The sequence below is a fragment of the Bradyrhizobium sp. HKCCYLRH1030 genome (assembly GCF_051168395.1).
Taxonomy (GTDB): Bacteria; Pseudomonadota; Alphaproteobacteria; order Rhizobiales; family Xanthobacteraceae; genus Bradyrhizobium.
This window is the reverse complement of sequence record NZ_JBNPUY010000006.1, coordinates 295,656-313,300: the sequence shown is the minus strand read 5'-3', so window position 1 is coordinate 313,300 and position 17,645 is coordinate 295,656. Positions and strand designations below refer to the sequence as shown.

The following is a 17,645-nucleotide window of genomic DNA, read 5'->3' as shown; positions in this document are numbered from 1 at the left end:
GTGTCAGCGCTGCAGCTCCGGCGGCGGCGTGCGGTCGAGGAGATCGCCCTTCGGCTCGCTGAGCGCGTAGAAGGCGTAGGTCTCGATGGTCAAGGACCCGCGCTTGCGCGCGGCCTCGCCGACCTTCTCGATGCGGCCGAACGTGTTGCTGACGTAGACCCGCGTCGCGATCTGGGCCTCGTCGACGAAAAGCTGCGTGCCCGCGAGCTTGGCCGGATCCGGCTCCGGGAAATTGACCCAGCGGATGCGCTGGATCGGCTGCAGCACGCAGGTCCCCGGCGGCAGATAGAACGACAGCCAGGCGGTGGTGCCATAATCCATCGCCAGCACGCAGGACGCGTCGGCGCGCACCCGCGCCGCCTCGATCTCGGCAGCCAGCGGCCGCCAGCCGACGCCGACGCTGCGCACCGTGGCATCGCGCCGGTAGCCGGACAGCAGGCCCGTGTTGGCCTGCACGATCAGCGCGACGAACATCACGACGCCGACGGGCACGGCCCAGCGCAGACAGAAGGTCGCGGTGCGCTGCTCGCGCGCCGACCAGGCGACGAGATGGGCCGCCGCCGCGGCAGCCACCACGAACGCCGGATAGACCGGCGCGAACCAGTTGGCCTCGACCCGGGCATGCAGCGAATGCCAGACGAAATAGGCGACGATGACCCAGACCATCGCCTCGATCAGGACGCGCGCCGCCGCATCCCCTGCCCTGCGCCGGGCCAGGCCGTAGAGGCCCATCAGGCCGAGGATGAACACCAGCGGCGTCGCAAAGGCGAACTGCGTCGGGATGATCTCGGCGATGTAGACAGGCCTGACCGCCTCGACCCTGGCACGGCCGAGCTGCTTGATGAACGACACCCATTGGTGATCGGCATTCCACAGGATCACCGGCGCGAACAGCGCGAATGCCACGAGGCCGCCGAGATAGGGCCAGGGCGAGGCCAGCCAATGGCGCAGTTTCGGCACGGCGACGAGCCAGATCAGGATCGCCGCGCCGAAGAACATCGCGGAGTATTTCGACAGCAGCGCCGCACCGACGGCTGCGCCGACCGCGAGCCACCACGCGCCTCTCCCCGTCTCCAGCACCTTGGCGCAGAAGAACAGCACGAAGCTGGAGGCGACCAGCAGCGGCGCGTCGGGGGTCACGATCAGCGTGCCGACCGCCGCCATCAGGGTGACGTTGAGCAGCAACGCCGCGGTCGCCGCCACGCGCACGCCGCCGAACAGGATCTCGGCCGTGCGATAGACCGCATAGCTCATCGGCAGGCCGAGCAGGATCGAGACGAGGCGCACGCCGAGCTCGCTGTCGCCGGCGATCAGCGTGCCCAGCCGGATCACGACCGCAACCATCGGCGGGTGGTCGTAATAGCCGCCCGCGAGATGCTTCGACCACATCCAGTAATAGGCTTCGTCGAAGGTGATCGGCGTGACCGCGGCCGCGATCAGCCTGACAACGACGAGGCCTGCGATGGTCAGCCAGACATTGCGGACCAGCCGGGCGTCCTCGGCACCTGCCGCAGGGGTCATCGCTTGCGCCAGACGAACAATCCGGAGATCGCGTAATTCCACACCACGCCCATCAGCGCGCCGGCGGCGCCCGCCAGCCACCAGATCGGCTCCTGGTCATAGACCGAGAAGGCGACGCCGACATTGGCCAGCAGGCCGACCGAGCAGACCAGATAGAAGACGAGCAGGCCACGCAGGATGGCAAAGCCCTTCAGCCGCTGGTCGCGATAGGTGAGGAAGTTGTTGAGGATGAAGTTCGAGGTCATCGCGACGAAGGCGCCGAGCGCCTGCGACTCCGCGAACGGAAGGTCGAACAAATTGAGACCGAGGAACAGCGTGGCGAGATGGACCACCAGGCCGGTGCCGCCGACCATCGCGAACAACAGGAAGCGCAGCGACACCACGTCGTTGGTCATCTTGGCCAGCACGAGGCCGAGGAAGTCGAGCGCGACCATCGAGTCGAGCTTGCTCTCGCCGTGCAGGCGCGAGCCGAACGTATAGGGCACCTCGACCGTCTTCAGACCACCCTCGGCGCTGGCGATGATGTCGAGCAGGATCTTGAAGCCCTGCGTGGAGAGCTTCGGCGCGATCTCCTCGAAGCGGTCGCGGCGGATCATGAAGAAGCCGCTCATGGGATCGTTGACCTCGACCTTGAGCGCGCGGCGCGCGATCTCGGTGGCGAAGGCGCTGGCCCCGGCCCGCTTGCTGTCGAAGCTTGCGGCGCTGCCGCCCTCGATGTAGCGGCTGCCGACGACGAGCTCGGCCGCGCCGCTCTGCAGCAGCGACAGCATCTTCGGCAGCTGGGTCTCGTCATGCTGCAGATCGGCGTCGATCACGGCGGCAAAGGGCGCGCTGGCGGCCAGGATGCCCTCGATGCAGGCGCCGGACAGGCCGCGCCGGCCGACCCGGCGGACGCAGCGGACGCGTTTGTCGCTGCGCGACAATTCGCGCACCACCTGCCAGGTGCCGTCCGGGGAGTTGTCGTCGACGAACACCACCTCCCACGGCACATCCTTGAACGCCGCCTCCAGCCGCCGGTACAGCGTGGTGACATTGTCGCGCTCGTTGAAGGTCGGAACGACCACCGAAACGATCGGAATATCAGCGGTTTGCGGCGGCGCGGGCATGGCCGGTCGGAGGACATCGTTCATGGTGCGGATGCGTATATCTGCCGCGTTCCACACTGCCAAGCGCAACGGCTGAAGGAAGGCGCAAAAAGCCCGGACTGTGGTGCCGGCGTGCACCGCTGCCGAACGGGCGGCCCAAAATGCCAACGACCACAAACAAAGGGCGCGCGTACATCCGGCGCAACCGCTCTGCCGTGGTCGTCTCGGTGCCGGAGCCGTTACAGCTCGACGTCACCGTCCCGACCAAAATGGGGTACCTCGGCAGGATTGCAAGGGGTCCCTGGCCGGCCTAGTTCGGAACCTCCCGGACCACCGGTCCGCGTACGGCCGGAGCCACCGGAACCGTCTGCACCGGCGTGGGCGGCACCTCGACCTTGGCCGGCTGCATCTGACGGGCCATCGGCCCGACGGGAACATAGTAGAAGGCTGCCGCAAGCACGACAGCGGCGACGATTGCCCCCAGCAGGCCGCCGACCGATTCCGCTCTCATTGTCATATCTCCCCTTCCCGGCCCCGGCCCTGGATACACGAGGCTCCGGAGCACGGGAAGAGCGACGGCGCGACCGCGCCGAACTGGTCAGAACCGGCCCGGTTGACTATCGTCTCCCCTACCGCAACACCCTCGGCAATCAGCATCGGAATCGATCCGTGAGCAAAGCCCCTGCACGCGCCTCGCAATCCAAGAGCCACATCTACATCGGCATCGGCGGCTGGACCTTCGCGCCCTGGCGCGGCGTGTTCTATCCGGACAAGCTGCCGCAATCGAAGGAGCTCGAATACGCCGCCTCGAAGCTGACCTCGATCGAGATCAACGGCACCTATTATGGCTCGCAGAAGCCGGAGAGCTTCCGCAAATGGGCGCGCGAGGTGCCGGACGGCTTCATCTTCTCGCTGAAGGGGCCGCGCTTCGCGACCAACCGCCGCGTGCTCGCCGAGGCCGGTGATTCGGTGAAGCGCTTTTACGACACCGGCGTGCTCGAGCTCGGCGACCGGCTCGGGCCGGTGCTGTGGCAGTTCGCGCCGACCAAGAAGTTCGACGAGGCCGATTTCGGCAAGTTCCTCGAGCTGTTGCCGCGCGAGCTCGACGGCCGCAAGCTGCGTCACGTCGTCGAGGTCCGCCATGACAGTTTCTGCGTCCCCGGCTTCGTCGCGCTGCTGCGCGAGTTTGCAACGCCGGTCGTGTTCGCCGAGCACGGCAAATATCCGGCGATCGCCGATGTCGTGGGTGACTTCGTCTACGCCCGGCTGCAGAAGGGCAATGACGAGCTTGCGACCTGCTATCCGCCGAAGCAGCTCGACGCCTGGGCGAAGCGATTGCAGCTGTGGGCCGGCGGCGGCGAACCGGACGACCTGCCACGGGTTGACGACAAGCCGGCGAAGAAGATGCCGCGCGACGTGTTCGCCTATGTCATCCACGAGGGCAAGGTGCGCGCGCCGGCTGGCGCGATGGAGCTCATCGAGCGCGTGAGTTGACGCAGGAGTTGCATGATGGCCAAGAGCAAGACCCTGTTCACCATCGGTTATGAGCACACGCCGGCCAAGGCCGTGCTCGATGAGTTGCAGGCCGCCGGCGTCAAGCTGCTGGTCGATGTGCGCGCGGTGGCGGCCTCGCGCCGACCGGGCTTCTCCAAGAGCCAGCTTGCGGCCGGGCTCGACGAGCGAGGCATCGGCTATGTGCACCTGCGCGGGCTCGGCACGCCGAAGGAGGGCCGCGAGGCCGCCCGCAGCGGTCATTACGACACGCTGCACAAGATCTACAGCGCCCATCTGAAGACGCCGCAGGCGAAGGAGCAGATGGACGAGCTGGCCTCGCTGGTGAAGAGCGCCGGTCCCGTCTGCCTGCTCTGCTACGAGCGCGACCACGTCCATTGCCACCGGCAATGGATCGCCGAGATCATCGAGGAGCGCGACCATGTCCGAGTCGAGAATCTGATCGCGCCGCAGGTCTGACGTTTCACTCCGCCGCGCAGGTGAAGGATGACGCCTGCTCGACGTCGCCGCCGACATATTTGGCGAATTTCGGCCACGGGCACAGCGGCCGCGTCCGCTGCGGGCTCCATGTCGATGGGAGCTCCTTGTTGGCCGCATTGACCGAGGCCGTGATCGCCTCCGGCGCCTTGCCCTTCTCGACCCAGTCCATCAGCGCGCCCAGCGCATCGAACTTCTCCAGCGTGACGCCGCCGCCGCAATGGGTCTCGCCGGGCAGCGCAAACAGCCGCGCGAAACCGTCGGCCTTGCCCTGGACGTTGGCGTTGAGCTTCTCATACCAGCGGATCGTGTCGTTGATTGAGAACACCGGATCAGCCTGGCCGTGGTAGATCAGCATCTTGCGGGCACCGTTCTGGAACGCCGGCAAGGTTGGGTTATCGACCGCGGGCGGTGCCATGAAGTCCATCGCCGACTCCGTGAATGGGCCTTCCTTGGCGTAGATCTTCGGCGCGTCCTTGTCGAAGTCGTAGGTCTGCAGCTTCTCGACGAGCTTGTCGGGCGAGCCTTCGATCTCGACCGGCGGCGTCGAGAAGATGTAGTTGAGCGAGGCGCCGCCCATGGTGGCAATGATCGGAAGGTTGTTCCACGGCGCCACCGGGCTTTCGACCTTCCAGGCGCGCCAGTTGCCGGTGCCGACGCCACCATCCACCGGCCAGTCGGAATACAGCGGCTCGCCTTTGGAATTGTGGGGGCCCGCGAAGACTTTCTTCAAGGCATCGACCTTGGCGGCCGGCAGACAGGCTTCGGTTGCCCCAGCGGCGCAGCGCAGGCTGTCGAAATTGAACGCCTTCTGGCAGGCTTTCAGGTTGGCCGTGAGGCCGTCCTTGGCGCCGTCGAGCTCGTCGCAGACCTCCGTGATCTTGGAAGCGATCAGCTTGGCATCCTCCCGCGTGATCGACTTGCGGATGTCGACATCGGCCTTGGTCAGCGCCTGCACGTCCCAGGCGTGCTGCACGGCAGCGCGCGGCAGGTTGAAGCCGGGATTGCCGACCAGGAAGCCGTCATACTGCTCGGGCATGCGCTCGGCAGCCACCATGGTGTGGCGGCCGCCATTGGAACAGCCGGCGATGTAGGAGTAGTCCGGCTTCCTGCCGTAATGCGCCGAGATGATCGCCTTGGCGATCGGCGCCAGCGTGATGTCGGCCGAATAGCCGTAGTCGCGGCGCGCCTGCGGATCGAGCCCGAAGACTGAGCCGGACGCAAGCCCGCGCGGCTTGTTGGCGGGATCGCTGCCGGAGTGGCCGCTGTCCGACGACAGCACGGCAAAGCCGCGGGCGAGCGGCGTCACACCGCCGCTGACGAGACCGTCGGCCTTGTCGCCGAGCGCCGGCACCACCACGCCGTCATTGCCGCCATTGACCTGATGCAGGAAGCGGCCGTTCCAGGTCTCCGGCAGCCTGATCTCGAACTGGATCGCATAGGCATGGCCATCGACGCCGGTGCGCTCGTTGACCTTGCCGGAGAGAATGCAATGCCGCGGCAGCCCGTCGGCGGCCTCCTGCAGCTTCGATCCCGTCAAAGTCAGCCCGGGGACCTTCAGCGTCTCGGCCGTCACCTTGCTGCAGGCAACATCCTCAGCCCGCGCCGCCTCCAGCCCGGCTGCGCACACGATGCCTGCTGCGGCCAAAAACGACGCCCCGGTTCGGATCATGCATTCCCCCTGATGATGCTTCTCGTTGGGGGCAGTTAAACGCGGAGGCCAGCCAATGTAAATCTCCGACATCGCGCCGTATCGCCTGCGTCAGTGCAATTGCCAGATCTCGAACGGCCGGTCGTAGCCGCGCACCGACACCGCGCCGTGGAAGACGGCGTCGCGCGCCCCGTCGCCGGCCGCCTGCCGCACCTCGCTCGAGATCAGGAGTTGCGAATCGAACTCCTTGTTCAGCGCCTCGAGCCGCGAGGCGAAGTTCACGGTGTCACCGATGACGGTATACTCTTTGCGCCGCGGTGAGCCGATGCTGCCGGCGACCACCTCGCCCAGATGTATGCCGATCCCGATCCTGAGCTGCCAGGACGACGATGCGTTGACGCGCTCCATCGCAGCCACCATCTCGCGCGCAGCCACGACCGCCTGCACGGCGGCATCGCGCGACTCGAACGGCGCGCCGAACAGCGCCAGGAAGCCATCGCCGAGGAATTTGTTGACGATGCCGCCATGACGCTCGAGGATCTCCACCAGCACCGCGAACGCTCCGTCGAGACGATCGACAACCTGCTGCGGCGTCTTCGACCGCGCCGCCGCGGTGAAGCCGCGGAAGTCGACGAACATCACCGCGACCTCGTGGATGTCGCGCGCCTCCGCCGTCCCCTCCTTCATCAGGCGCTCGACGACCTGGGGCGAGACGTGCTGGCCAAACAAATCCGTGACGCGGTCGCGCGCCGACGCGGCCTCGATGCTCGCCGCGAACTGGCGTCGCAGCTGCACGCTGACGGCACCGGCGAGCATCCCGCACAACAGGATGATGAAGCTGCGCTCACCGTGATAATAGATCTCCGGATTCTGGCTGAGATCGATCGAAGGCCGGTCGAACAGCGCCACCACCAGCAGCTCCACCGCAGCAACCAGACCGGTGAAGCTCGACAGCCAGAAATCGAGACGAAGCGTCGAGAGAACGATGAAGATGAAATAGACCAGCGGCGCGCCGAAGCCCAGCGCCTTGTCGTGGCCGATGCCCTCGATCTGCAGGATGAGGACGAACGTTGGCAGCGAGGTCTCGACCAGGGCGCTGACATAGCGCCAGATCACCGGCACGTCCCGGCCGTGGCGGATGTCCGCCTTGATCCTGAACAGGATGAGAGTCTGGAAGCTGATGAATGCGACGATGATCGCGTAGACGTAGAGGACCCCGGTTCGGGTCGGCCAGATCCACTCCGAGATCTTGGGCTCGAAGATTTCGACCAGCACCGATATCACGAGAAACAGAGCCGCAGTGGCGATCAGCGCCCTCACCCGCAGCAGCTCGGTGTTCAACGTCTGACGCATCAGCGCCTGGTCGAACTCGGCCGGCGCTTCGTTCGCCTGTCCTGCTCCTCCCACGATCTGCATCTTGCCTCAGCCGTTCCTGCTCCCGGCCGCCATTGTGCCTCAATCGAGGGTGCGGCGGAAGCGCAGGACGGCGACCGTCATGGCGAACAGCATGAGGCCGAACAGGGCGATCGTATCATGCTGCAGGTTCTGGAGCGTCGAGCCCTTCAGCATGATGGCGCGGACGATCCGCAGATAGTGCGTCAGCGGCAGGCATTCACCGAGCACTTGCGCCCATTGCGGCATGCCGAGAAAGGGAAACATGAATCCGGACAACAGGATGCTCGGCAGGAAGAACATCATCGAGAGCTGCATTGCCTGCAGCTGGTTCTGCGCCAGGGTCGAGAAGGTGTAGCCGATCGAGAGGTTGGTCGCGATGAATAGCGTCGACAGCAGCGCCAAGAGCAGCAGGTTGCCCATGATCGGAACGCCGAACAGCAGGACGCCGATGCCGATGATGATCGTCGCCTGCAGGAAGCCGACCATCACATAGGGGATGATCTTGCCGAGCATGACCTCGACCGGCTTGATCGGCATCGACAGCAGGCTCTCCATCGTGCCGCGCTCGATCTCGCGCGTCACCGAGAGCGCGGTGAAGATCAGCATGGTCATGGTCAGGATGGTGCCGACGAGGCCCGGCACGATGTTGAGCCGCGACGACGCCGCCGGGTTGTAGCGCGCGTGGGCCCTGATCTCGAACGGCGTCGTGACGGGATTGCCGGTGTAGAGATCGTGCGCGAGCGCGGTCTGCACGATCATGCCGAGCGAGGACAGCGCCGATGACGCCGCGACCGGATCGGTCGCGTCGGCCGCGACGAGCAGGGCCGGCCGGTCGCCGCGGCGGACCGCGCGCTCGAAGCCACGCGGGATCTCGACGCCGAACAGGACCTTGCCGGACAGCAGGAGATCGTCGAACTCGGCGACGCTGCTGACCTCCTGGGTGAAGCGGAAATAGGCGGTGTTCTCCATCGCCTTCAGGATCGAGCGGCCGAGATCGCTGTCCTCCTGCAGCAGCACCGCCGCCGGCAGATGATGCGGCGTGGTGTTGATCGCGTAGCCGAACAGCATCAGTTGCATCACCGGGATCATCACGATCATCGCAAACGAGACCCGGTCGCGCTTGAGCTGGATGAACTCCTTGACCAGCATCGCGTAGGTGCGCCGCCAGAAGCCGAAGCGCGGCTCGGACGACGCGTGATGGACGGCTGCGTCGCTCATTGGAAATTGTCCCGTGAACGGTTCATCAGGTCGATGAAGACGTCCTCAAGCGAGGGCGCGGCGGGCTGCCAGTGCAGATCAGCCTTGTCGCGCCAGGGCGCGATCGCAGCGTCCAGCGCGTTGCGATCGCGGCCGGACACGTGCAGGCTGGTGCCGAACGGCGCCACCATGTCGACCCCCGGCTTGCCGGTGAGGTCCGCCGCGAGCTCGCGCAGATCGTCGCCGCTCACCGTATACGTGGTGAGCGCCGATTGCGCGATCACCTCCGAGACGGTGCCGTGCACCAGCAGATGACCATAGGCGATATAGGCGATCTCGTGACAGCGCTCGGCCTCGTCCATGTAGTGGGTCGAGACCAGCACGGTCAGCCCTTCGCCGGCGAGCGCATGGATCTCGTTCCAGAAGTCCCGCCGCGCCTTGGGATCGACGCCAGCGGTGGGCTCGTCGAGCAGCAGCAGTTGCGGATTCGGCAGGGTGCAGGCCCCGAGCGCCAGCCGCTGCTTCCAGCCGCCCGACAACTCGCCGGCGAGCTGCCGCTCGCGGCCGGCAAGCCCGAGCCGCTGCACCATGTCGCGCGCGGCCCGGCGCGGATCGGACATGCCATAGAGGCGCGCCACGAATTCGAGGTTCTCCCGCACCGAGAGGTCCTGATAGAGGCTGAAGCGCTGCGTCATGTAGCCCACCCGGCGCTTGATCTTGTCGGCGTCGCGACGGATGTCGAAGCCGAGGCAGGTGCCCTCGCCGCCGTCGGGTGTCAGCAGGCCGCACAGCATCCGGATGGTCGTGGTCTTGCCCGAGCCGTTCGGGCCGAGAAAGCCGTAGATCGAGCCGCGCTTCACCTGCATCGACAGATCATGCACGACCTCGCGGCCGTCGAAGGACTTGGTCAATCCCTGGACGTCGATCGCGATCTCGGCGGGACCCGTTCCGTTCATTGCTTGTCCGCCACCGGGGTCTTCGGATCAGGCGTCCTGGAATGCGGATAGATGCTGACCGGCTGGCCGACGCGCAGCGCATCCGGCCGCGACGGCCGCGCCTGGATCAGATAGACGAGCTTGTTGCGCTCATCGAGGCTGTAGATCACCGGCGGCGTGTATTCCGCCGAGGTCGCGAGGAAATAGATTCTGGCCGTCAGATCATCAGCACAGTTGTCGCAGGTGACGCGGACCTCGTCACCGATCGCGAGCTTCGGCAGATCAGGCTCGGGCACGTAGAAGCGCAGCTTCATGTTGCCCGGCGGCATGATCGACAGCACCGGCCGTTGCGCCGCGACCATCTCGCCCTCGCGGAAGTAGATCTGCTGGATGGTGCCCGCGACCGGCGCCACGCCCTTGCGCCGTGCCAGCCGCGTCTGCGAGGTCACGAGATGGGCCTCGGCGACGCGCAGCGCCGAAACGGCGGAGTCGAGCGTCGCCTGTGTCCCCGCGCCCGTCTTGCTCAGGGCCGCGGCGCGGTCATAGGTCTGCTGCGCGTTGGCCAGCGTCGCCTTGCTCTGGTTGAGATCGGCCTGCTGCAGATCGTCGTCGACCGAATAGAGCGGATCGCCGACCTTGACCACGTCGCCCTCATGCACGTTCAGCTTCGTGATCCGACCCGCTTCGTCCGGGCTGACGAAGATCATGTCGGCCTCGACCCAGCCTTGATAGCCGGGATCGCGCGTCTCCTTGCAGCCGTTGAACGTGAAGGCCGTGACCAGCACGGCAAGGCAGTGCAGCAGACTCATGTCGGCCTCCTCGCGCCAAAGATCAGATCGAGATGGGTCTGCAGCATCGCTTCGGCGTCGAGCGGCGCATGTCGCTCGAACAGGCTCTTCCACAGCACCGCGACCATCATTGGCGCGATCATCAATTGCGGGTGTTGCACCAGCTTGGGCTCGCGGATCTCGCCGCGCGTGATCGCCAACTGGATCAGCGCGCGCATGGCCGCGAGACCGCGGGAGACGACCTCGCGATAATAGAAATCGGCAATGGCCGGAAAGCGCGGCCCTTCCGCGATGATGAGCCGGACGAGATCGGCCCGCCGGGTGCCGGCGACCTCCTGCAGGAACATGCGCGCCAACGCCTCGACCATGTCGCGCACCGAGCCGCCGGCCGGCGGCGGCGCCGCAAGACGGCCGACGAAGGGCACGATCGCGGTCCGGATCAATTCCTCGAACATCGATTCCTTGTCCTTGAAGTGAAGATAGATCGTCCCCTTGGCGACCCCGGCCCGCTTGGCGACGTCGTCCAGCCGCGTCGCCGCGAAGCCTCGGGCGATGAACTCGTCCATCGCCGCCTGCACGATCGCCGCGCGGCGCTCGGCGGAGCGATCCGCCCGGCGCGACGCGCCAGCTCCCGCTGGCTTGACGGCCTGAACTCTGCGCTCGGACAATTTCGACGGCTTCGACATTAAGCCATTATGACTGACTAGTCAGTCATTGTAAAGAGGCCTCGCAGATCCGTCGGCGCGGGTCAGGAGCCCTACCCGACCGCGCGGCCCCGTCTTCAGACGAAGTCGGCGCGATCACGCACAGGACCTGATGTAAGGCCGATTGACCTCCCAGAGCTCGTCCACGATCTGGCGCGCGGCGGCCGCCGAGTTGACGACGGGATCGATGAGCAGCGCCTGCAGCGCGAGATCCTTGGAGGCGGTCATGGCCGCCTGCACCGCCAGTTGCTGAACCTGAACCTGGACCGACATCAGCTTGGCGACTGCATCTGGAAGCGGGCCCAGCGACACCGGATGGATACCGACGCGATCGGCGACAACGGGCACTTCGACGGCGGCCTCGGCAGCCAGGTTGGGAATGACGTGACGGTTCAGAACGACGCCGGACTCGATGACCTGCTTCCGATCGTGCAGCACCGAGCCGATCACGGTGACCGCGCGCTCTCCGGACGGCATTCGCCACCAGTCCGGCATGCCGGCTTTGCCCGCCAGGACCTCGTCGAGCTGCCGGATCAGCTTGGCCCGCTCCGCCTCGTCCCAGGCGAAGTCGTACCCGCTCTCGCCCGCTTCCCAGCCATAGGCGAGATACTCGCCGACATGGCTGTCGCCACAGCCCAGCCAGAAGCCGAAGTCGCGCAACAGCGCCCGCGTCAGCGGCGCGACCTTGGGGTCGTGGCTGCCAGCCTTTTCGCGGAGCAGTGGATAGAGATCGGCCCCGGTCTCGCTATCCCGGATCTGCATGAGACATTGGAAATGGTTGAGCCCGGCGCCCCACACGTCCACGCGCTCCTCGGCCAGTCCCAGAATGGAAGCCACCTGGCTGCGCGCGATGAAGATGCCGTGGCACAGGCCGATATGCGCGAGGCGGCTGTGAAGCCCCAGCGCGAGGATGATGCGGCTCTCGGGATTGGAGAAGTTGATGAACAGCGCGTCCGGACAGCGCCGCTCCATCTCGCGCACGAAGTCGAATACGACCGGCAAGGTGCGGAGCGTGAAGAACAATGCGCCCGGCCCGCCATTCTCGCCCAGCGTGTGACGGATGCCGTATTTGCGCGGCACCTCGAAATCGAGCTTCCACAGGCGGTTGCGGTCGATCGCGGTGGCATGGATCACGAAGCCGGCGCCGTCGAGCGCCGCGCGCCAATCCGTGGTCGCTTCGATCTTAAGGCCGGCGCCGGAGAGGTCGTTGAGCAGCCGGGCCAGTGCTTCCGACCGGGCAAGCCGGGTCGGGTCGCGGCCGACCAGCACGAGCGTCGAACCCGCGAGATCGTGCGTCGAGAACAGGTCCCGGAACACGCTGAGTCCAAAGGACGCGCTGCTCGCGCCGAGGAAGACGATCTTGGTGACGGCTGCCATGAGCAATTTGTGCCAGCGCCGCGCGTCTTCATTCCTGATCCAGATCAAACCGCCGCCCCAATGTTCGGCACGGCGGCGCCGTCGATCGGTCTTGCGATCAGCCGAAGTCGAGCACCACGCGACCGTCGATCTTGCCGGCCTTCATGCGGTCGAAGACGGTGTTGATCTCCGACAATGGCGCCGTGGTCACCTCGGCCGTCACCTTGCCGTCCGCGGCGAACGCGATGGCTTCGTCGAGATCACGCCTGGTGCCGACGATCGAGCCGCGCACGGTGATGCGCTTCAGCACGACATCGAAGATCGGTGTCGGGAATTCGCCCGGCGGCAAGCCGACGAGGCTGACCGTCCCCTTGCGGCGGACCATGTGCAGCGCCTGGGCAAAAGCCGGTGTCGACACCGCAGTGACCAGCACGCCATGAGCGCCGCCGCCGGTGATTGCGATCACCTGCGCCACGGCATCCTTGTCGAGCGCGTTGACGGCATGTTCGGCGCCGGCCTGCAGCGCGAGTTTCAGCTTGTCCTCGGCGATGTCGAGACCGATCGCCTTCAGCCCCATCGCCTTCGCATACTGGATTGCAACATGACCGAGGCCGCCGACGCCGGAGACCACCACCCACTCGCCCGGCCGCGCGTCGGTCTCCTTCAAACCCTTGTAGGTGGTGACGCCGGCGCAGAGGATCGGCGCGATCCTGGCGAAATCCACATTGGCCGGCAGACGCGCAGCGAACGCCGCGGATGCGATCACGTATTCGGCAAAGCCGCCATTCACGCTGTAGCCGGTGTTGTGCTGGTGCTCGCACAAGGTCTCCCAGCCGGTCTCGCAATACTCGCAGCGCAGGCAGGCATCGTGCAGCCACGCCACGCCCACGGCGTCGCCGACCTTGAAGTCGGTGACCCCGGGCCCGAGCGCCGCGACGATCCCGGCCGCCTCGTGTCCTGGGATGAATGGCGGCACCGGCTTCACCGGCCAATCGCCGGAGGCGGCGTGAAGGTCGGTGTGGCAGACGCCGCACGCCTTCACCCTGACCAGAAGCTCGCCGGGTCCCGGCACAGGAATCGGAACGTCCTCGATGTCGAGCGGCTTGCCGAAGGCTTTGACGACGGCGGCTTTCATGGTCTGCATCTGTCTGCTCCTCATGTCGCGGCGCAAACTAACGACGTCGGCGTATTCCGGGCTTGATCGGCATCAATCCGCGCCGCTGCATGAAGTAACAGTTTGATGACAGCGCAATGTGCCCATGGCTGTCAGGCGTGAAATTTGAGTCCGTCGACGACCTTGTCGACCACCCTGCGCTCCGCACGAAACGCCAATCCCACCAGATTGAGATCGGTGCGCGCCACCGCCTTCACGGCATCACGGTTGGCCTCGTCATGCGCGGTCTTGAACATGTCCTCGGTGTAGAGCGCCGGCTTCACGCTGCGCGACAGCGCCCGATCCAGAGCACGCGCCAGCGCCGCACGATCCGGCGCGCCGTAGATCAGGATCGGCTGTCCGATCAACGCGTGATACAGGGTTGCCGAGCCGTCCTCATAAGGTGCGCCGATGCATTCGGGAAATGCCGCGGCGATGCCGCTGGAAAGAAACGCCGCGACGTTGAGCTTCTGCCAGGCCTCGAGATCGTTGCGGATGATCAGCGCGATCTTGGTGTCGAATTGCATGCCACTTCCAGGGTTCGATGTCATCGAACGCCGAGAATAGCCGAGCCGTTCTCGGGGTGAAGCATCGAAATGAAAGCGGACGTGGAACCCCAGCCGAGCCGATGAGATCATCAGACTCCAATCAACCCTTGGCGTCGCAGACCCAGGCGCGGATGACGCATTCCTTGCCGCCATATTTGTAGCATTCCCGGGTCGCTTCGTTGAGCGAGGTCGAGATCGTCGGCCGAACAGCATAGCCGTGGGCGCCGCAGGGATTGGTGAGATCGACCGCGAACGCCGCGCAGGCCTTCTTCATCGTCACCGCGGTGCAGTCGCCCTTGCACTGCTTGAGCGCCGCGGCCTTGGCGAGATGCTCCGCCGGATAGTCGAACGCCTGGCCATAGGCGGCGCACTGGCCAATGGCGAACGCGCCGGCCGCATGCGCCGGGCTGATAGCGCTGGTGTCTGCGATGCGCGTGGCACCAACGACCACGGTCAGTCCAAATGCAAACAGCGCGAAACGTCGCGCGGCGGTCGAAATGATCACTCTCTCCTCCCCCGAGGCCCAATGTCGGCAAATCTAGCCGGGGGTCGTTGAAACTTGGTGAATGAGAGGTTGAGTCGGAGGGAAGTCGTAGCCCGCATGAGCGTAGTCGACATGCGGGCTCTCACGCACGGCGTCGGTGAACCCGCATGTCGCTTACGCTCATGCGGGCTACGGGCTTCAACCGCGCCGCGCGGCTTCCAGCGCCTGCGGCGTGTCGATGTCGAGAAATGCACTGTCACCGTCGACCGGCACCTCGGCGACAGCCTCGGTGTGCTTGGCGATCAGGTGCCGCGCGCCGACATCGCCGTCCAGCGTCATCAGCTCGGCGAAGAAGCGGCGCGACCACAGCACGGGGTTGCCGCGGCGTCCCTCGGACACAGGCACCACGATCAAATTGCCGCGATCGGGCGCGAACGCGCCGATCAGGCGGTCGAGCAGATCCGAGGACACCATCGGCATGTCACCCAGGCACACCACCGCGCCATCGACGCCCTCAGGCACCGCGGCAATGCCCGATTTCACCGAGCTGGCGAGGCCGCCGGCGAAATCCGGGTTGCGGACGAAGCGGACGTTGAGGTCGGACAGCGCCTGTTCGACCAGCTCGGCCTGATGACCGGTGACGACGATGACCTCACCGGCCTTGGAGGCCAGCGCCTGCTCGGTCACGATGCGCACCAGCTTCTTGCCGTCGAGCTCGGCCAGCAGCTTGTTCGGCCCTCCCATGCGGGTCGAGCGTCCGGCGGCGAGCACGACGGCGGCTACCTTGCGTTCGCCCTCGACCTCCGGCTTGGCGCGCGGCTGCGGCCGCGTCACGATCTCCATGAGGAGGCCACCCACGCCCATGGCCGTGAGCTCGGCGCGGCTGACCTTGATGCCGGCGAGCAGCCGCATCAGCACCCAGTCAAAACCGTTCTCCGCCGGCGAACGGGCGCAGCCGGGCGCGCCGAGCACCGGCACACCGCCGGCATTGCCGATCAAGAGCAGATTGCCGGGATCGACCGGCATGCCGAAATGCTCGATGGCACCGCCGATGCCGGTGATTGCGGCTGGAATGACGTCGCGGCGGTCGGCGATGGCGGACGCGCCGAACACGATGACGAGCTCGGCGCCCAGCGCCAACAACTCCCTGATCGCAGCAGCCAGCGCGGCCTGCTCATGCGGCACGCGGCGCTCGGCGATGATGGTGGCGCCGGCCGGTGCGAGCCGCTCTGCGGTGACGCGCAGCGTCTTGTCGATGACCTTGGGTGCGAGCCCCGGAAGAAGCGTCGAGACCACGCCGACGCGCTTGATCACATAGGAGGCGATGCTGAGCGCGCCCCTGCCCGCCGCCGCGACGGCGGCATCGCGCAGGCGGCCTTCGACGCCGAACGGGATCAGCTTGACGGTGCCGACCATCTCGCCTTCGACCACCGGCTTGAACGCCGGCAGGGTCGCAAAGGTGATGGCCTCGTCGACGCCGTTGATGCGCTCGACCGCGGCGCGGTCGATCATCAGCACGCCGGCCTGCGCCGCGAACAGATTGGCGCGCCCGGTGAAGGCGCGATCGACGTGAATGCCCGCGCCGGCGACGACCTTGGCGACGTCGGCGGCCGCCTCGTCCTCGGAGACGTCGCCGGCCTCGAGCCGGACGACGACGATCTCCTTGACGCCTTCCCGGACCAGCGCCTCGACCTCCGCGGGACCGATCAGCGTGCCCTTCTTCAGCACCAATGATCCTTTGCGCAGGGTGTGCACCGTCACCCCGCCGATCGCCTCGGCTGGACTGGCAGGACCGAACTTCATGCCGCCTGCTCTTTCTCCTTGGCCGGCAGCCGCAACGTCGCGGTGATCTCGGCCATGATCGAGACCGCGATCTCCGACGGCGACACCGCGCCGATGGCGAGCCCGATCGGCGCATGGATGCGGGCAATGTCGGCATCGCTGGCGCCCTGCGCGCGCAGCCGGTCACCGCGCTTGGCGTGCGTCTTCCGCGAGCCGAGCGCGCCGATATAGAAGCAGTCGCGCGAGAAGGCGTGCAGCAGCGCCGGATCGTCGATCTTCGGATCATGCGTCAGCGCGACAAAGGCGGTGTAGTGATCGACGTTGAGCGGGGGCAGCGCCACGTCGGGCCATTCGGCGATCAGCGGCACGTCAGGGAAGCGCTCGGGGCTGGCGAAAGCCGTGCGCGGATCGACGACGGTGACGTCATAGCCCAGCGACTTGGCGATCGGCGCCAACGCCTGGCTGATATGGACGGCGCCGACGATCACGAGCTTGGCGGTCGGCGCGTAGACGTTCAGGAACAGCCGCTTGCCGTCCACCTCGACCATGCCGCTCTTGCCCATACGCAGATGGGTCGACAGCTCGTTGCGCAGCGGATCGTTGGCGATGGCGGCGGCCCTGACCAGGCGCTGCGCCCCGGAGCCGACGTCGGTGACGAGAATCGCCGGGCGACGCGCGGCACGCTCGGCGTTCAGTTCGGCCAGCGTTGCAAGCTGCATGGATCAACCCACCTTCTCGACGAACACGCGGATGGTGCCGCCGCAGGACAGCCCGACATTCCAGGCCGTCTCGTCGGCGACGCCGAACTCCAGCATCTTGGGCTGGCCGCTGGAGATGACGTCCAGCGCCTCGGTGACGACGGCGCCCTCGACACAGCCGCCGGACACCGAGCCCAGGAAGGTGCCCTCATCGTTGATCACGAGGTTGGAGCCGACCGGGCGCGGGGCCGAGCCCCAGGTCTCGACCACCGTGGCGAGGGCCACGCCGTGACCGGATTTGTGCCAGTCCTCGGCGGCCCTGAGGATGTCTTCGTCGCGGTTGAGCATGGTCATCTCCC

At 66.4% G+C, this 17,645-nt stretch carries 18 protein-coding genes; 2 read left to right on the top strand and 16 right to left on the bottom strand.

Annotated features, from left to right (window positions below; all coding sequences use genetic code 11):
- Positions 1 to 3: 3 nt before the first annotated feature.
- The 3 genes from ACQR1E_RS19865 to ACQR1E_RS19855 all read right to left on the bottom strand — a co-directional run bounded on the left by ACQR1E_RS19865 (position 4) and on the right by ACQR1E_RS19855 (position 3,117).
- A complete protein-coding gene (locus tag ACQR1E_RS19865; RefSeq protein WP_434897465.1) occupies positions 4 to 1,521 on the bottom strand; it encodes a glycosyltransferase family 39 protein in 1,518 nt (505 codons plus the stop codon).
- Complete coding sequence (locus tag ACQR1E_RS19860) at positions 1,518 to 2,651, bottom strand: glycosyltransferase family 2 protein (RefSeq protein WP_315749386.1); 1,134 nt, start codon at positions 2,649 to 2,651, stop codon at positions 1,518 to 1,520. The genes ACQR1E_RS19865 and ACQR1E_RS19860 overlap by 4 nt, the downstream gene beginning before the upstream one ends.
- A gap of 265 nt (positions 2,652 to 2,916) precedes the next feature.
- Positions 2,917 to 3,117, bottom strand: coding sequence for a hypothetical protein (locus ACQR1E_RS19855; RefSeq protein ID WP_315714746.1), 201 nt, complete (start codon positions 3,115 to 3,117; stop codon positions 2,917 to 2,919).
- 158 nt (positions 3,118 to 3,275) lie between these two features.
- Here ACQR1E_RS19855 and ACQR1E_RS19850 point away from each other — a divergent pair, with 158 nt between their 5' ends.
- Together ACQR1E_RS19850 and ACQR1E_RS19845 are read left to right on the top strand one after the other, a co-directional pair.
- The gene (locus ACQR1E_RS19850) at positions 3,276 to 4,100 is read left to right on the top strand and encodes a DUF72 domain-containing protein (RefSeq protein WP_315714748.1); all 825 of its coding nucleotides are present in this window, start codon (positions 3,276 to 3,278) and stop codon (positions 4,098 to 4,100) included.
- A gap of 15 nt (positions 4,101 to 4,115) precedes the next feature.
- The gene (locus ACQR1E_RS19845; protein ID WP_316164459.1) at positions 4,116 to 4,577 is read left to right on the top strand and encodes a DUF488 domain-containing protein; all 462 of its coding nucleotides are present in this window, start codon (positions 4,116 to 4,118) and stop codon (positions 4,575 to 4,577) included.
- A 4-nt stretch (positions 4,578 to 4,581) separates the two neighbouring features.
- Here the strand turns inward: ACQR1E_RS19845 and ACQR1E_RS19840 are convergent, their stop codons facing one another.
- From ACQR1E_RS19840 to ACQR1E_RS19780, 13 genes are all read right to left on the bottom strand, one after another.
- Complete coding sequence (locus ACQR1E_RS19840; protein ID WP_434897464.1) at positions 4,582 to 6,267, bottom strand: tannase/feruloyl esterase family alpha/beta hydrolase; 1,686 nt, start codon at positions 6,265 to 6,267, stop codon at positions 4,582 to 4,584.
- A 90-nt stretch (positions 6,268 to 6,357) separates the two neighbouring features.
- On the bottom strand, positions 6,358 to 7,662 hold the full coding sequence (locus ACQR1E_RS19835) for an adenylate/guanylate cyclase domain-containing protein (RefSeq protein ID WP_434843494.1): 1,305 nt from the start codon (positions 7,660 to 7,662) through the stop codon (positions 6,358 to 6,360).
- A 39-nt stretch (positions 7,663 to 7,701) separates the two neighbouring features.
- Positions 7,702 to 8,859: an ABC transporter permease gene (locus tag ACQR1E_RS19830; RefSeq protein ID WP_316175543.1), complete on the bottom strand. Its 1,158-nt coding sequence runs from the start codon at positions 8,857 to 8,859 to the stop codon at positions 7,702 to 7,704.
- A complete protein-coding gene (locus ACQR1E_RS19825) occupies positions 8,856 to 9,794 on the bottom strand; it encodes an ABC transporter ATP-binding protein (protein ID WP_315714753.1) in 939 nt (312 codons plus the stop codon). Before ACQR1E_RS19825 ends, ACQR1E_RS19830 begins: the two co-directional genes overlap by 4 nt.
- The gene (locus ACQR1E_RS19820) at positions 9,791 to 10,582 is read right to left on the bottom strand and encodes an HlyD family secretion protein (RefSeq protein ID WP_434897463.1); all 792 of its coding nucleotides are present in this window, start codon (positions 10,580 to 10,582) and stop codon (positions 9,791 to 9,793) included. Before ACQR1E_RS19820 ends, ACQR1E_RS19825 begins: the two co-directional genes overlap by 4 nt.
- The gene (locus ACQR1E_RS19815; RefSeq protein WP_316170281.1) at positions 10,579 to 11,247 is read right to left on the bottom strand and encodes a TetR/AcrR family transcriptional regulator; all 669 of its coding nucleotides are present in this window, start codon (positions 11,245 to 11,247) and stop codon (positions 10,579 to 10,581) included. The genes ACQR1E_RS19820 and ACQR1E_RS19815 overlap by 4 nt, the downstream gene beginning before the upstream one ends.
- 114 nt (positions 11,248 to 11,361) lie before the next feature.
- Positions 11,362 to 12,642, bottom strand: coding sequence for an alpha-glucosidase/alpha-galactosidase (locus tag ACQR1E_RS19810; protein ID WP_434897462.1), 1,281 nt, complete (start codon positions 12,640 to 12,642; stop codon positions 11,362 to 11,364).
- A gap of 97 nt (positions 12,643 to 12,739) precedes the next feature.
- Positions 12,740 to 13,765 carry an alcohol dehydrogenase AdhP gene (gene adhP / locus ACQR1E_RS19805; RefSeq protein WP_316170283.1) on the bottom strand — a complete coding sequence of 342 codons (1,026 nt, stop codon included), beginning with the start codon at positions 13,763 to 13,765 and terminating at the stop codon, positions 12,740 to 12,742.
- Positions 13,766 to 13,887: 122 nt separating this feature from the next.
- On the bottom strand, positions 13,888 to 14,301 hold the full coding sequence (locus ACQR1E_RS19800; RefSeq protein ID WP_315826269.1) for a DUF2000 family protein: 414 nt from the start codon (positions 14,299 to 14,301) through the stop codon (positions 13,888 to 13,890).
- 121 nt (positions 14,302 to 14,422) lie between these two features.
- Positions 14,423 to 14,827 (bottom strand): DUF4189 domain-containing protein, encoded by a 405-nt coding sequence (locus ACQR1E_RS19795; protein ID WP_316170284.1) that lies wholly within the window; start codon positions 14,825 to 14,827, stop codon positions 14,423 to 14,425.
- A 177-nt stretch (positions 14,828 to 15,004) separates the two neighbouring features.
- Positions 15,005 to 16,609, bottom strand: a complete 1,605-nt coding sequence (locus tag ACQR1E_RS19790; protein ID WP_434841525.1) for an NTP transferase domain-containing protein — start codon at positions 16,607 to 16,609, stop codon at positions 15,005 to 15,007.
- Positions 16,606 to 17,307 (bottom strand): XdhC family protein, encoded by a 702-nt coding sequence (locus ACQR1E_RS19785; RefSeq protein ID WP_316194592.1) that lies wholly within the window; start codon positions 17,305 to 17,307, stop codon positions 16,606 to 16,608. The genes ACQR1E_RS19790 and ACQR1E_RS19785 overlap by 4 nt, the downstream gene beginning before the upstream one ends.
- A 3-nt stretch (positions 17,308 to 17,310) precedes the next feature.
- Positions 17,311 to 17,634 carry an XdhC family protein gene (locus tag ACQR1E_RS19780; RefSeq protein WP_315750017.1) on the bottom strand — a complete coding sequence of 108 codons (324 nt, stop codon included), beginning with the start codon at positions 17,632 to 17,634 and terminating at the stop codon, positions 17,311 to 17,313.
- Positions 17,635 to 17,645 lie beyond the last annotated feature (11 nt).